Source organism: Bacillus sp. AFS015802 (assembly GCF_002561455.1).
In the GTDB taxonomy this organism is placed as follows: Bacteria; Bacillota; Bacilli; order Bacillales; family Bacillaceae_B; genus Rossellomorea.
In genome coordinates this window covers 1-14,925 of the sequence record NZ_NTUP01000067.1, presented here as the reverse complement: position 1 = coordinate 14,925, position 14,925 = coordinate 1, and the positions used below count along the sequence as shown (strand labels likewise).

13 protein-coding genes are annotated in these 14,925 nt (G+C 44.5%); 9 read left to right on the top strand and 4 right to left on the bottom strand.

The window, feature by feature from the left end:
* Positions 1 to 2: 2 nt before the first annotated feature.
* The gene (locus tag CN378_RS20275) at positions 3 to 1,400 is read right to left on the bottom strand and encodes a hypothetical protein (RefSeq protein ID WP_098354315.1); all 1,398 of its coding nucleotides are present in this window, start codon (positions 1,398 to 1,400) and stop codon (positions 3 to 5) included.
* A 244-nt stretch (positions 1,401 to 1,644) separates the two neighbouring features.
* On the opposite strand from CN378_RS20275, the gene liaF reads away from it, so the two are divergent.
* The 3 genes from liaF to CN378_RS20260 are packed head-to-tail and all read left to right on the top strand — an operon-like array spanning position 1,645 to position 4,186.
* Positions 1,645 to 2,457: a cell wall-active antibiotics response protein LiaF gene (gene liaF / locus CN378_RS20270; protein ID WP_098354314.1), complete on the top strand. Its 813-nt coding sequence runs from the start codon at positions 1,645 to 1,647 to the stop codon at positions 2,455 to 2,457.
* A gap of 27 nt (positions 2,458 to 2,484) precedes the next feature.
* Positions 2,485 to 3,513: a sensor histidine kinase gene (locus CN378_RS20265; RefSeq protein WP_257141222.1), complete on the top strand. Its 1,029-nt coding sequence runs from the start codon at positions 2,485 to 2,487 to the stop codon at positions 3,511 to 3,513.
* 19 nt (positions 3,514 to 3,532) lie between these two features.
* A complete protein-coding gene (locus tag CN378_RS20260) occupies positions 3,533 to 4,186 on the top strand; it encodes a response regulator (protein WP_306471894.1) in 654 nt (217 codons plus the stop codon).
* Between the two features lie 107 nt (positions 4,187 to 4,293).
* Here the strand turns inward: CN378_RS20260 and CN378_RS20255 are convergent, their stop codons facing one another.
* A complete protein-coding gene (locus CN378_RS20255; RefSeq protein WP_098354313.1) occupies positions 4,294 to 4,869 on the bottom strand; it encodes a cysteine hydrolase family protein in 576 nt (191 codons plus the stop codon).
* Between the two features lie 147 nt (positions 4,870 to 5,016).
* Complete coding sequence (locus CN378_RS20250; protein WP_098354312.1) at positions 5,017 to 5,523, bottom strand: antibiotic biosynthesis monooxygenase family protein; 507 nt, start codon at positions 5,521 to 5,523, stop codon at positions 5,017 to 5,019.
* Positions 5,524 to 5,800: 277 nt separating this feature from the next.
* Here CN378_RS20250 and hemE point away from each other — a divergent pair, with 277 nt between their 5' ends.
* From hemE to hemY, 3 genes are all read left to right on the top strand, one after another.
* A complete protein-coding gene (gene hemE, locus CN378_RS20245) occupies positions 5,801 to 6,832 on the top strand; it encodes a uroporphyrinogen decarboxylase (RefSeq protein ID WP_098354311.1) in 1,032 nt (343 codons plus the stop codon).
* Between the two features lie 83 nt (positions 6,833 to 6,915).
* On the top strand, positions 6,916 to 7,848 hold the full coding sequence (gene hemH / locus CN378_RS20240) for a ferrochelatase (RefSeq protein ID WP_098354310.1): 933 nt from the start codon (positions 6,916 to 6,918) through the stop codon (positions 7,846 to 7,848).
* A gap of 115 nt (positions 7,849 to 7,963) precedes the next feature.
* Positions 7,964 to 9,361, top strand: a complete 1,398-nt coding sequence (gene hemY / locus CN378_RS20235; RefSeq protein WP_098354345.1) for a protoporphyrinogen oxidase — start codon at positions 7,964 to 7,966, stop codon at positions 9,359 to 9,361.
* Between the two features lie 99 nt (positions 9,362 to 9,460).
* On the opposite strand, the gene CN378_RS20230 is transcribed toward hemY, so the two are convergent.
* Positions 9,461 to 10,867: a LysM peptidoglycan-binding domain-containing protein gene (locus CN378_RS20230; protein ID WP_098354309.1), complete on the bottom strand. Its 1,407-nt coding sequence runs from the start codon at positions 10,865 to 10,867 to the stop codon at positions 9,461 to 9,463.
* 186 nt (positions 10,868 to 11,053) lie between these two features.
* Between CN378_RS20230 and CN378_RS20225 the strand changes: the two genes are divergently transcribed.
* The 3 genes from CN378_RS20225 (at position 11,054) to CN378_RS20215 (ending at position 14,841) form a co-directional block, all read left to right on the top strand.
* Positions 11,054 to 11,626 (top strand): TetR/AcrR family transcriptional regulator, encoded by a 573-nt coding sequence (locus CN378_RS20225; RefSeq protein WP_098354308.1) that lies wholly within the window; start codon positions 11,054 to 11,056, stop codon positions 11,624 to 11,626.
* Between the two features lie 123 nt (positions 11,627 to 11,749).
* The gene (locus CN378_RS20220) at positions 11,750 to 13,948 is read left to right on the top strand and encodes a YhgE/Pip domain-containing protein (protein ID WP_098354307.1); all 2,199 of its coding nucleotides are present in this window, start codon (positions 11,750 to 11,752) and stop codon (positions 13,946 to 13,948) included.
* Between the two features lie 140 nt (positions 13,949 to 14,088).
* Entirely contained in the window at positions 14,089 to 14,841 is a 753-nt protein-coding gene (locus CN378_RS20215) for a FixH family protein (protein ID WP_098354306.1), read from the top strand.
* The last annotated feature ends 84 nt before the right edge of the window (positions 14,842 to 14,925 follow it).

Below are 14,925 nucleotides of genomic sequence, written 5' to 3'. Positions count from 1 at the left end.
TTTTATAGTAAAAACATCGCTGCGATCGTGGTGGCGATCAATCCAATGATGACGGGAATGAGATTCCGTCTGGCGAGTTCGAATGGATCGACTCCGCAAATGGCGGCTGCCGGTATGAGTGCCCATGGGACGAGGGTTCCCCCACCGACCCATATGGCTGCGACCTGACCGAGGGCCGTAAGGGTGGCGATGCCTGACCCGATGCTTTCAGCAAATAGATTGGCTACGGACCCGGCAAGGGAAATTCCCGAGAAGCCTGAGCCATCAAGTCCCGTGATGGCCCCGACCGTCGTAAGGGTGATGGCCCCCACCGCCTTTGAAAGAGGGACGGCCGCAGCCAGGGATGCCCCAAGATCATTGACGATTCCGTGGGATGTTGACGGCAGGAAATCACCGATGATCGTTTGGAATCCCGAATCCCCTAAATAGAAGAAAGCAGCAATCGGAATGACCGGACCGAACACTTTGAACCCGAACTGAAATCCGTCAATCATGAAGCTGGTTGTTTTCTCTAGCCCTTTCCCTTTATAGGCGGCCAATGAAATCAAGAGGAGGATGACGATGGAGGTCCCCCCGATAAGGGCGGTAGCATCCCCGCCTTGAAGGTCAAAGAGTACCATTGCCGTAATATCCGCGGCAAATAAGAGTGGAATAAGGACCGCAATGGCTCTTTTCCAACCTGATGATAAAAGCTCATGTGAATCCTCCAGATTCTGTCCGGTAGCGGCAAGGGAGCTGGGATCTACTGTGAGAATCCCTTTTTTCATATCGCGCTTAAGGAAAATGAATGCAGTGACGGTGGTGACGACCCCCATGACAATGATGAGCGGTATACTTGCTGAAATAACCTCAGAAACCGGTATGCCTGCAGCGTCTGCCGTAAGCTTAGGGGCAGCCTGAATGACAAAGTCACCTGAAAGGGCGATTCCGTGTCCGAATAAGTTCATGGCCATGGCAATGCCGAGGGCGGGTAATCCGACGCGTAAGGCAACAGGCACTAATACGGCTCCCAAGAGGGCAACCGCCGGGGACGGCCAAAAGAACCACGATATGAACATCATCACAAGACCGATCGTCCAATACGCAAGGGCAGGGGTGCGGATGAACTTAGTGAACGGACGGATCATTACATCATTTATTCCTGTAGAAGTGAGTCCTCTACTCATGGCGACGATGATGGAAATAACGAGAATCGTAGATAGTAATTCGGTGATGGCAAAGATAAAGCTATTAAATATACTACTAATCGATCCGCTTAACGATCCGGTTGCCACTAAGGCAATACTGAAGATCCCCAGGATGCATACGATCGTTGTGTCTTTACGGAAAATCATAAACAAAATGATCAATCCTATGAAAACTAAATAAATCCAATGAAGAGCTGTCAAGTCAATCCCCATCAGAAAAACCCTCCTCTAAAAATCGTTCCTCAAACCTTGGGCGTTTGCCCTGATCTGTACTATAGATTATGAAAATACAGAAGAGGTGTGATTCAGGATAATAAACATTTTTCCGTCTCTGGACTGAGGCTAAATCATGCGGATGCTCCTCCATAAGGCATGGAAATCAATCTATAATGGAAGCAATAACAGGAATAGCCATGCACAATGGCGTATCTATTAGTGATGTGAAGGTGGTGCTCATATGAGATATAAAGGAAGAAAGCAATGGTTTTTTTCATTTTTACTGCTGATGATTGGGTTGTTGCTATTATTACTGAATATAGGTGTCATTTCCTTGGAAATAACGCAGATATTTGTCAATATTATTCCTATTTTGTTACTGCTGCTTGGTTTGAAGTGGTCAGTGGACAGCTTTTTGAAGAAGAGTTTCGGGAAATTATTATTTGGCCTTTTCAGCCTGGCGCTTGGGACGCTGATCATCCTGGATGGATATGATATGGTGGAGTTCGATTATGGGAATTGGTGGAAACTGTGGCCGATCTTCATTATCGCCATTGCCATTCACAGGGTTGTAAGGAATAAACCGATTAAAGTGAGTATAAGCAGCGATTATCCCTTTGATAAGAACCCTGACACAAACTCCGAAAATCAGGCGTTGGGAGAAAAAAATCTTCAGAAAAAAAATAAAGTCAACAGAGGATTTATCGTCGGGGATATTCGCTTTTCCGAACCGAACTGGCCCCTGGAAAATATGAAACTCTACAACGCCATAGGAGATTATTATTTTGATTTCAGTAAAGCCTTCATTCCTGAAGGAGAAACACCTATTGAAATCAAGGGCTGGATTGGTGACGTGAAAATGATCATACCCGAAAATGTGCCTGTGGAAATCACTTTGAAGGTGCAGGTGGGGGATGTGAAATTGTTTGATCAGAAGTCTGCGGACATCCGTTCTGAACTGTATTACCGGTCCCCGGAATACGACGATGCCAGTAAGAAAATAAAGCTGTCTGTTGATGTGAAAATCGGTTCGATCCGGATTACCCGGATATAAAGGCGGCCGGTAAAAGGAGGGGAGAACTTGAATAAATCCTCAAATATACGAAATTGGATCTTCAAAAGCTTTATGAGGATGTCTGTCATGGCCATCCTGCTTTTCTTTATATCACTGCAAATCTATCTTTATTTTTCAGAGGATCCGAGAATTTCTCTGGAACTTTCGATTTATCTGACAATATGGTTGGCCCTCATTTTACTTATATTAAGCATTTATTTCGGATTTCGCACCGGTTATACCTTCAAAGGGAGAATCGATGATATTTCAACCTTTGTCACCTTACTCCGAAGCGGGAAGTTCTCTGCGAGGGTGGATCGGTTCGAGCATGACGAGCTTGGGATCTTATCGGATGAGTTGAATCAGCTTGCCGTATTCATTCAGGAGCAGGTGAAGTCACTCCAGCGGCTGGCAGATGAAAAATCTGAACTTGCGGACCAGGCACACCAGGCTGCGGTCATGGAAGAAAGGCAAAGGCTTGCGAGGGATCTGCATGACTCTGTCAGTCAGCAATTATTTGCCCTGAATATGCTCTCGTCCGCGGCGCAAAAAAGCATCGGGACTGATTCTGAGAAAGTGGGAATCATCGTGAAGCAAGTAGCGGACATCGCCGGGAAGGCACAGGGGGAAATGAGGGCCCTGCTTCTTCATTTGCGCCCGATCGATTTAAGGGGAGAAAGTCTATGTGAAGCGTTATCCATCTTAATAAGGGAATTGAAGGAAAAGACACAGATTGAAATCGATGCCACCCTGGAGGGAATCGAAGAGCTCTCGAAAGGAACGGAAACGCATATGTTCAGGATCATCCAGGAGTGTCTTTCAAATATCCTTCGTCACTCAGAGGCTACGAAAGTGAAGATTGTAACGGAGAAAAAAGGTGGATATGTCACATTATATATCAGTGACAATGGTAAAGGATTTAATCTGCAGGAAAGCAAGATGACCTCTTACGGACTTCAAACGATGAGAGAGCGGGCCGAGGAAATAGGGGGATTATTTCAGATTCGTTCAAAAGAAAAAGAGGGAACGTATATCGACCTCCGGATTCCGGTGTAATGGGAAGGATGGGAAGCAGTTGGATAAGATTAAAGTAATGATTGTAGATGATCACGAAATGGTCCGGTTGGGCATAAAAACGTATTTGCTGACAGAGGAACGACTGGACTTTCTGGGGGAAGCCAAAAGTGGGAATGAAGCGGCACAACTTGCAAAACTGTATATGCCTGATGTGATTTTAATGGATTTATTGATGGAGGATGGGAATGGTATCGAAGCCACCAAGAAGATCCTGGCCTTTCATCCAAGCTGCAAAATCATCATCCTGACAAGCTATTATGATGATGAAAAAGTGTTTCCCGCCATTGAAGCGGGTGCCCACAGTTATTTATTGAAAACAGCCAGTGCGGAAGAAGTGACAAGAGCGGTTTATAAAGCGGTGAAGGGAGAGTCCGTCATCGCCTCCAAGGTAGCCGATAAAATGATGAACCGGTTCCGCCCTCAGGATAGGAAGCCTCATGAGGAATTGACGTCAAGGGAAATGGATGTCCTGAAATGTCTGGGCGAGGGAATGACCAATCAGGACATTTCCGAAGAGTTATTCATCGGGATCAAGACCGTCAAGACCCATGTCAGTAATATTCTGAGTAAGCTCGGGGTGGCCGATCGTACTCAGGCAGCGATTTATGCGAATCGTAACGGGATTCTTTACAGAGCCGGCAGGAAGGAGTAGAAACGCTTTTTACAGACGTGCTTGGGGAAATGCAGGAGGGGCTTAGTCAAAAGGAATGGGATCATTCCCCTTGACTAAGCCCCTCCTGCTCGTATCAGATACGTTTATTAAAAAATGGCCGGCTTACTTAATTTCAATCGTGATGACAGCAGGGATTCTGCTGAAGAAATGGTGGCAAATTCATGATGAAGATTTGCCAGGGACAGGCCGTGAACGATTTCAGCGGAAAACAGGGAACCGTCAAACGAGTATGTTTCAAAGCAGGCAGTGGCGTCATTTGGAACCGTCACATCATATCCGAGATCAGAAGCCATGCGGACGGTGGTGGAGATACAGTGATTTGTCGTAAAGCCCATTATGACAAGGGATTCAAACTTTTCCCGTTTTAGATACAAGTCAAGATCTGTATCGACAAATGCGCTGTGGACATGCTTGATGATGTGTTTTTCATTTCGCAATGGCCGGAAATTTTCGATGAAATCATAACCTGCCGAGCTTGAATGCAGTGGTGATTCCATATCAAGGGATGAATGTTGCACGTGAACAACGGGCCAGGCTTTTTCTCTCCAGCCTTGAAGCAGCTGATAAGCCTTGGTTTCCATATTTGGGTTGTTTCGCCTTCCCCATGCATGTTCACTGAATGCCTTTTGAAAATCAATCAGAAGCAGACATGTTTGACTCATTGGAACTCCTCTCCTTTCATTCAGGATGCCTGTGACCAATACGATAAAGTATACTGTTAATAATTTGTAATTATGTATGTACACCTGAACTGTAATGGTTAAGATTGAAATAAAGAAAAAGCCTCCGGAATTCCGGAGGCCCTATTGTCAGGATTGACCTGACACGTAATATTTACTTACATAAGAAGCACGAGGGAAGATATCCTTTTGGTTATCGATTCCTTCTTCTGTCCCCCGCTTGGCGTGGGCTTTTTCGTATTGCTTGGATTCCTGCCAATCAAGGAAGCTTTTTTCATCCTCCCATTGGGTCATGATCACATATGTATCGCTGTTCAGGGGACGCAGGACACGGATGGCTGTAAAGCCCGGTACTTCTTCAATCAATCCTGCACGGTTTTTAAAACGGTACTCAAATAGCGGCCTTCCCTCATCCGATACGGGGATGTTATTGAATACCACGTATCCCTTCCTTTCAAGTTCGCCGGATTGGTCGACCACTTCATAGCTGCGGGGTGCTTCAAAGATACTTTCCCCGCTGGTTTCATGTAAAAGCAGTGCATCCTCGCCCTGCATAAGGACCATCTTTTCATTCGAATGCTGATCCATTATCTTTTGAAGGAAATCGTGTGTTCCTGTCGTCATATATAGCTTCATTCAAATCACCTCAAGTAAATTAGTTACTTCTATTATACTCTTCCCTTTTCTTTCCTGCATGTAACATGATTCCCCGATATTTTTTCCCCACCCCGGGAAAATCGGCAAATTTATGACATTTTCCCATGATAACTATACAATTCTCCCTAAAACGTCTATAGTTTAAAAGGGTTACAATTCGTACGGTCATATTATACATAGGACAATTTTTGAATCTACTCAAATTAGTTTACAATGGGATTAATGGAGTTACATAGAAAGGTGGACGAACAAAGGTATGAAACAGATGAATGATACATTTTTACGAGCGGCAAGGGGAGAAAAAACGGACTACACTCCGGTTTGGTATATGAGGCAAGCCGGTCGTTCACAACCTGAATACCGGAAGATCAAGGAGAAATATTCCCTGTTTGAAATTACACATCAGCCTGAACTTTGTGCGTATGTGACAAGGCTTCCGGTTGAACAATACGATGTCGATGCAGCCATCCTCTACAAGGACATCATGTCACCGCTTCCTTCGATAGGAGTGGATGTAGAGATCAAGTCAGGGATCGGCCCTGTAATCGATAACCCCATCCGAACGACTGCGGATGTTGAAAAGCTGGGTGAAATCAACCCGGAACAGGATGTTCCTTATGTATTGGATACAATCAAATTATTGACAAAGGAACAATTATCCGTTCCGTTGATCGGGTTTGCCGGAGCGCCCTTTACAATGGCAAGCTATATGATTGAAGGCGGACCTTCCAAGAATTATAATAAAACAAAAGCGTTCATGTATGCAGAACCACAAGCCTGGTTTGCGTTAATGGATAAATTGGCAGCGATGACAATCACGTATGCAAAAGCCCAGATCAAGGCTGGGGCATCTGCTTTCCAAATATTCGATTCCTGGGTGGGTGCGTTGAATGTACAGGATTATCGCACGTTCATCAAGCCTGTAATGGAAAGAATCTTTAATGAATTGAAGGAAGAGAGCGTACCGTTGATCATGTTTGGTGTCGGAGCAAGTCACTTGGCTAATGAATGGCATGATCTTCCCATTGATGTAGTGGGCCTTGATTGGAGATTACCAATCAACGAAGCAAGAGAAAGAGGCATCTCCAAAACAGTAATGGGTAACCTGGATCCTGCGATTCTGTTAGCCCCATGGGATGTAATCGAAGAAAAAGCGAAAGAGATCCTGGATCAAGGAATCGAGCTTCCCGGCCACATCTTTAACTTGGGACACGGGGTCTTTCCTCAAGTTAATCCGGATACATTAAAGCGATTAGCGGCCTTTGTACATGAATACAGTGCCAGATAGCACATTCACACATGTCTTTACATGGATTCTATGAAAAAAACATGGCACAATAATGTATGAAACTGACAATGAGGTGAATTGGTATGTCAAAGAGAAAAATGGGTCTATTGGTGATGGCCTATGGAACGCCATATAAAGAAGAAGATCTGGAACGCTACTATACACATATCCGCCACGGAAGGGCTCCTTCAAGTGAATTACTTGAAGACCTCCGCGGACGTTACGAAGCCATCGGGGGAATTTCTCCATTGGCGAAGATTACGCTGGATCAGGCAAAAAGTCTTGAAGAACATTTAAACGCGACCCAAGATGATATTGAATTTAAGATGTATCTCGGCCTGAAGCATATCGAACCTTTTGTTGAAGATGCAGTGGAACAAATGCATAAAGATGGTATCGAAGAAGCGGTTTCGATTGTACTTGCCCCACATTTCTCAACGTTCAGCGTTAAGTCATATAATGGGCGTGCGAAAGAAACGGCTGAAAAACTCGGTGGACCGCAGATTACATCGGTGGAAAGCTGGTATGATGAACCTAAATTCATTCAATACTGGGTGGATCAGGTGAAAGACACCTACGCTGCCATGTCAGACGAAGAACGAAGCAAAGCGGTTCTGATCGTTTCGGCACACAGCCTTCCAGAGCGCATTCTGCAATCAGGGGACCCTTATCCGAAGCAGTTAGAAGAAACAGCGAAGATGATTGCAGAAGGTGCAGGAGTGAAAGAATACGCAGTTGGCTGGCAAAGTGAAGGGAATACGCCGGATCCATGGATCGGACCTGACGTCCAGGACCTGACCAGGGACTTATATAAGGAAAAGGGCTATACTACTTTTGTCTACACTCCGGTAGGATTTGTAGCTGATCACCTGGAAGTACTCTACGATAATGATTATGAATGCAAAGTGGTGACAGACGATATCGGTGCTTCCTACTATCGTCCTGAAATGCCAAACGCCAAACCGGAATTCATCGACGCCATGGCAGATGTCGTGTTAAAACATCTTAAAAAATAATTTCCCGTTTTTGGCTGTAAAGGAAGGACTGAAGCAAATGAGTTCACGCTCAATGCTTTAGTCCTTCTCTATTATTGATATGGAAGATATTTTGTTAAAGAAGGCGATGAACGTGTTGGAACAACAAACCAAAAAGGTCGTGGTCGTTGGTGGGGGAATCACCGGATTGACGACGGCCTACTATCTGCAACAGGAAATAATAGAAAAAAACCTTCCCATTGAAGTAAAGCTTGTAGAAGCCACCCATCGATTAGGCGGAAAAGTCCAAACCCTGAAAAAGGACGGCTATGTGATCGAGAAGGGGCCGGATTCTTGTTTATCAAGCAAACTGGAAGTTCCCCGCTTAGCGGAAAAGCTGGGGATGGAGGACACGCTCGTCCGGAATCGAAAAGGCACATCCTTCTGTATAGCAGGCGGTGAACTCTATCCTATACCCGGTGGTTCCATCGTAGGGATTCCAACCCAAATCGCCCCTTTCATTACAACAAGTTTATTTTCATTATCAGGAAAAATGAGGGCTGCAGCGGATTTCATCCTTCCCCGCTCGCAGGAAAGAGAAGATCAGTCACTGGGGAAATTCTTTAGAAGGAGAATGGGGGATGAGGTCGTTGACCATTTGATCGAACCGCTCTTAACGGGAATATTCGCCGGTGATATCGACCAATTAAGCTTAATGTCCACCTTCCCGCAACTCTATGAATTGGAACAAAAACATCGCAGCTTGATTGCCGGCATCAAAAGGAGCGGACAAGCATCTGATTCAAATGAAGAAGGCAATTTCTTGACCTTCACCGGGGGGCTCCAATCGCTGATCGATGCCATGGAAGCGGGTCTCGGGCCCAATACAGTATACAAAGGCATGAAAGTGACCAACATCGAAAAAGAAGCCGGTGATGATTATACGATCACCTTGACGAACGGGGAACAGCTGGAAGCCGACAGCGTCATCGTCACCACCCCTCATCATGTATTGCAGTCCATGTTCTCCTCGTACCCTTTCTTAGCGTTCTTAAAAGACATGCCGGCGACATCAGTGGCGACGGTTGCAATGGGATTTTCACAAGAGGCCATAAAAAAAGACATCGCCGGAACAGAATTCCTTGTATCGAGAAACAGTGATTACTCCTTGACCGCCGGAACCTGGACCCATAAAAAATGGCCCCACACGGCTCCGGAAGGAAAAGCCTTATTGCGATGCTACCTTGGCAAGTCAGGTGATGAAACCATCGTCGATTTGTCCGATGATCACATCGAACAGATCGTCCTCGATGATTTGAGCAAAATCATGGAAATCGAAGGGTCACCGGATTTTACCATCGTCACCCGATACAAAAACTCTATGCCTCAATATACGGTTGGCCACGGGGAACGTATTCAAGATATGTATAGTCAGGCAGAAGCCACTCTTCCAGGCGTATTTATCGCCGGCAGCTCATATGATGGTTTGAGTATTCCCGACTGTATTGGTCAGGGGGAGAAGACCGTATTGAAAGTGTTGGAGTATTTAACATGATTTTTTTAAGACTGCCGGGTGACTGGTGGTCTTTTTTTCGGTTTCCTTACAGGGAGACACATACAACGAGATAGCACCCCACAATGGAAGGTGCCATCCTCACTTCATAACCCGGTATCTGGAGTGCTGAAGCAACCAGTTCTGTGGAAAGGCAGAACCGAGGACCCAGTAGCTCAGCCCCCTTAATTGATAGTCGTCAAGCACTTTTTGTTTTGCCAGCATGCTTCGTGCATCTTCAAACCAGACTTCATGCTGCTGACCGTTTTCATCCCAATACGTAAAGAACGGGGACTGATATTGGTCATTGTATTGAATGCGCACTCCGTATTTGCTTGCCAGATCAAGTGCACCATGGGGTGAGACGGTTTTCGCGAAAGTGCCATCCACCCATGGGACTTTCCAGTCACGTCCATATAAAGGAGTTCCCATGAGGATTTTCCTGCTTGGAATGACGGTGACGGCGTAGTCCAGCACTTTTTTGACTTCATTAATGGGAGCGATCGCCCATGGCTTACCGCCAGCCCATCCCCATTCGTAAGTCATGAGCACAACAAAATCGACGATTTCCCCGTGAGCCTTATAGTCATGAGCTTCATATAAAAGCCCTTTTTGATCGCCCTTTATTTTCGGGGCTAGAGCGGTAGAGACGGAATAACCTTTGGGTTTTAATGCGGACACGGTCCTTCTTAAAAAGGAATTATAATTTTCGCGGTCCTCAGGATAAACGTATTCGAAATCAATGTTCAAACCTTTATAACCTTTTGTTTCCATTTTTTTTAGAATGGAAGAAATCAACGTATTTTGCAGAGTTTCATTTCTTAAAATCGTTGCCACGAGATCAGAGTTGAACTTTCCATCCACATAATTGGTCAAAACCAATAACGGGTCGACATTTTGTTTGTACGCGGCAGAAATAAGACCGTTATCGTTCAGTTCTGTTACGGAGCCATCCTCTTTGATGGAGTGGGTGAAGGGGGAAAGATACGTGAAATAGCTTCCCAAACCATTCACTTCCGCTACCCCTTCATTGTCTGTACGGGTCGTGTAGGCATTCACTTCCGTTACACGTTTGCTGTTAGGAATCCGAATCTGTTCATTGGGATAAATAAGGGAAGGATTAGGAATATCATTCGCATTTAGAATCTCTTGAATGGGAACTTTATAATTATATGAAATGGTGTAGAGGGTATCCCCTGATTTAACCGTGTATAGGAAGGCAGGCATCACGATCAACTGACCGACAAATAGTGAGGAAGGGTCAGAAATTTGATTGAATGCTTTTAATTCATTGAAATCCGTACGATACTTTTGGCTTATATTATACAATGTATCCCCTGGCTGCACGATATACTCCTTTAAGGGGTCCGGGATGAGGAGACTTTGTCCGATTATGAGTATATTTGGGTTCTTTAATTGATTTCCGTAAGCGATCTGGTTGACATCAGTCCCGTACCTCGACGCAATCGACCATAGTGAATCCCCGCTTTTTACTACGTAAATATTCATATGACGCCTCCTTACAAACCTTATACCTATAACCTATTCAAGAGGGCTTATTCGATATGAAGGAAGGATGAAGTGGAAAGCGAAAAAAAAACTTGTGTATTGATATAAGATGTGATAAATTTATCAATGTTAACAAAATGACTAAATTACAAATATGGTCAAACGGTCAAAGTGAGGAGTGAGTGTATGGCGATTGATCGAAGGAAACAAATTCTCGATGCCGCTACCAATTCTTTTTCATTGTTTGGATATAAAGCGACAACGATGGATCAAGTAGCGAAACTGGCGAATGTCGGAAAAGGAACCATTTACACGTTTTTTAAGAACAAGGAAGAATTGTTCGACGAAATTGTCTCATCATTAATAAATGAAATGACATTTGAAGCAGAAGAAGTGATTGATCCGGAAGCGACATTTTCGGAAAATGTACATCATGCGCTGTTCCGTTTACTCGAATTCCGCAAAGAACATAAACTGACCATCAAGCTGTACCAGGAAGCAAGGGAGATGGGTACACCTGCTGTATCAGAAGTCATTGACCGCATGGAAAAAGTGGTCGTTGAATTCTTGAGTAAGCGTATCGAAAAGGCGGTAGCATCAAAAGCGATTAAGCCATGCAACCCTGAAATGACGGCATTCGTTTTGCTTAAGCTCTATGTTTCCTTGATCTTCGATTGGGAACGTACCCACGGTCCACTTGATAAAGATGAAATAGCCAACTTGTTTGAGCTGTATATCATTAAAGGGTTATCGAATTGATAGTCCTTCATTTTTGGTAAAAAATGACCAATCGAATAAAATAGTCATTTATTTTTTTGCTCCCTGATGACCGTTTGGTCTAATTGGTCAATAGTTCAATTTTAAAAATAATAGGAGGAAAACATGAAGAAATCATTTATTGGTTCAGAATTCAAAGCGATTTTCCGCAATAAAAAACTTCTCATCCCGATACTGGCCGTTCTTTTTATTCCTGTACTGTACAGCGGCATGTTCCTATGGGCATTCTGGGATCCATACGAGCAGCTTTCCGACCTTCCCGTAGCCGTCGTCAACAGCGATCAGGGCGCGGAGTTTGACGGAAAGGAATTGCATATCGGATCGGATCTTGTAGATAAGTTGAAGGATAGCGATCAATTCGATTTTCACTTCGTCGATAAAGAGGAAGGCTATAAGAATCTAAAGGAACAGGACTATTACATGCTTGTGGAAATTCCAGAGGATTTCTCTGAGAATGGTACAACATTGTTAGAAGAAAATCCTCAAAAGCTTTCTCTGAAATATGTACCGAATGAAAGCTTTAACTTCTTATCTGCGCAAATCGGGGATACGGCGATGAAAGAAATCAAAGCCAGTCTCTCTAAATCCGTTTCAGAAACATATGCTGAAACGATGTTTGATAAGATTCAGGAAATGGGAGATGGCTTTCAGACTGCCAGCGATAAAGCGGGCGAAATCAACAACGGAGCCATTGATCTGTCTCAAGGTGCCACTAAGCTTAAGGACAATTTAGCGGTCCTTGCAGAAAAAAATGTCGAGATGACGGACGGTGTGGCGAAAACCCGTGCAGGTGCAGAGAAACTAGCAAATGGTTCTCAAGAATTATCTGACGGTGTTGGGGTCATGACCGATAAATCTCAACAACTGTATAAAGGGACACAGGATGTCCAATCTGGATTAAATTCTCTTGCTGCCGGAATCGATAAAAGCAAGGCCGGATTGGAACAAGTGGATGCTGGACTTGACAGCGCGGTGGACAATACAGCCAAACTGCAAGCAGGATCTCAAACCCTGGCTGAAAAGATCGGCGCCCTGAAAGGCGGAGCCGACAGTGCACAAGCCGGTGCTCAGGCAATCGGAGCAGGAGCCTCAAAGCTTGAAAGTGAATTGGCTCCATATATGGGAAGCCTGCCTGAAGAAAAGCAGGCTGAATTAAAGGCTGCCATCAATCAAATCAAGCAGGGGGCTTCCGGACTTGAAACGGGTACCGGTGCTTTAAGCAATGGTGCCACTGAGCTTCAAAAAGGAGCGAACTCTCTTGCCGGGGGAATTGGTGCATTAAACGAAGGTCAGAAGAAGCTACAAGGCGGTGTCGATCAGCTTGTGGCCGGATCTGCTCAGCTGGATGAAGGTTCTAATCAGCTTGTAGCCGGTCAAAACAAAGTAGTGGAAAACTACGGGTTATTAAATGAAAAACTTGGAGACGTATACCAGGGTACAGTAAGCCTGGCTTCAGGTGCGAACGAACTTAGCTCGGGTCTGAACAGGGTATATGACGGTTCCAATCAATTGGCAGATGGATCCAAGAAGCTAGCTGATGGTTCAACGGAGCTTGCAGATGGATCAAAGAAACTATCAAATGGAACAACACAATATGAAACAAAATTAAAAGACGCCGCAAAAGAAGCCAACAGTGTCAAAGCCGATGATGATACGTACGACATGATGGCAGGTCCTGTGGACGTGAAAAATGAGAAAATCAATCATGTTCCAAACTACGGAACTGGATTTGCTCCTTATTTCTTGTCTCTTGGGCTATTCGTAGGAGCACTATTAATCTCAATTGTGTACCCACTCCGGGAACCATCCGACCGCCCATCAAGCGGAATGAGCTGGTTCATGGGTAAATTCACTGTCCTGACGACAGTCGGGATCATCCAATCACTGATTGCAGCAGCGATCTTACTCTTTGGATTGGGTCTTGAAGTGGAAAGTGTACCATTATTCTTACTTTCTACGATTATTACAAGTCTTACATTCCTGGCATTGATTCAAATGCTGGTTACAATCCTTGGTGATCCGGGACGATTCGTCGCCATCATCATCTTGATTCTGCAATTAACAACGAGTGCGGGTACATTCCCACTCGAACTAATTCCGACTGCACTGCAACCAATCAGTGCACTGTTACCGATGACATACTCGGTATCAGCCTTCAAAGCGGTCATTTCAAGCGGGGACTTTACCTTCATGTGGCAGAACCTCTTCATCCTGCTTGGCTACTTCATTGTGTTCGTCGCATTGACGGCCGTGTTCTTTGTAGGTCTATTCAAGAAACAATATACGAAAACAGTAGAAGCTTAAGGAAAAAAACGGCAGATGTCACACACATCTGCCGTTTTTTCTTCATTAAATGGACAAACCCTTCGTGAACATGAACGTGTATACTAATGGTTGAGGGGTACATAATGGTGAAGTAAAAATGTCTAAAGGAGAATAGTGTCATGAAGAAAATAAGCTTGTATATGCTCGTAGGTTCCCTTGCTTTGATTATCGCTGCATGCGGTAATTCAAATGAAAATAACGGGGCAAAAGATGATGAGAAATTAGAAGCAATCGAGGCAACGTTAGACGTGCCTGAAAAAGGGGATAAGGGTGAAACCATTTCTCTTTCCACGAAGGTCACACAAGGTGATGAGAACGTCGACGATGCTGGTGAAGTGAAATACGAAATCTGGAAAAATGGTCAGAAAGATGAAAGCGAAATGATCGAAGCCAAACATCAAAAGGGTGGTGTATATAAGGCTGAGAAGACGTTTAAAGAAGACGGCATGTATACAGTGCAGGTCCATGTGACCGCCCGCGACATGCACACGATGCCAAAAACAGAAATTGCGATCGGTGAAGTAGAAGCAGGGGAACATGGGAAAGCAGGAGATGATCACCACCATGGTGACCATGAAAGTACCGTGTCCATTCATCTGATGAAACCTGACAGTATTACAGCCGGAGAAGAAGCTGACATGATGGTGCATGTTGAAAATGAAGAATCTGCACTGGAAGACGCCAAAGTTCGTTTAGAAATTTATCAAGACGGCCAGGAGAAACATGAATGGGTGGATCTGACTCCTGCAGAAGCCGGGAAATACAGCGGTGCCTATACATTCCCGGAAAAAGGTTCTTATAATGTACAGGTGCATGTCACCAAAGGAGAAGAAATACACGAACACACAATGGAAACAGTAGAAGTACAATAAACATAAAAGAGGCTGGGACAAAACTAGTCTCTAATAGAAAAAAGGTGAATTTGAGGGTGCTCAAATTCACCTTTTTTAATTTTC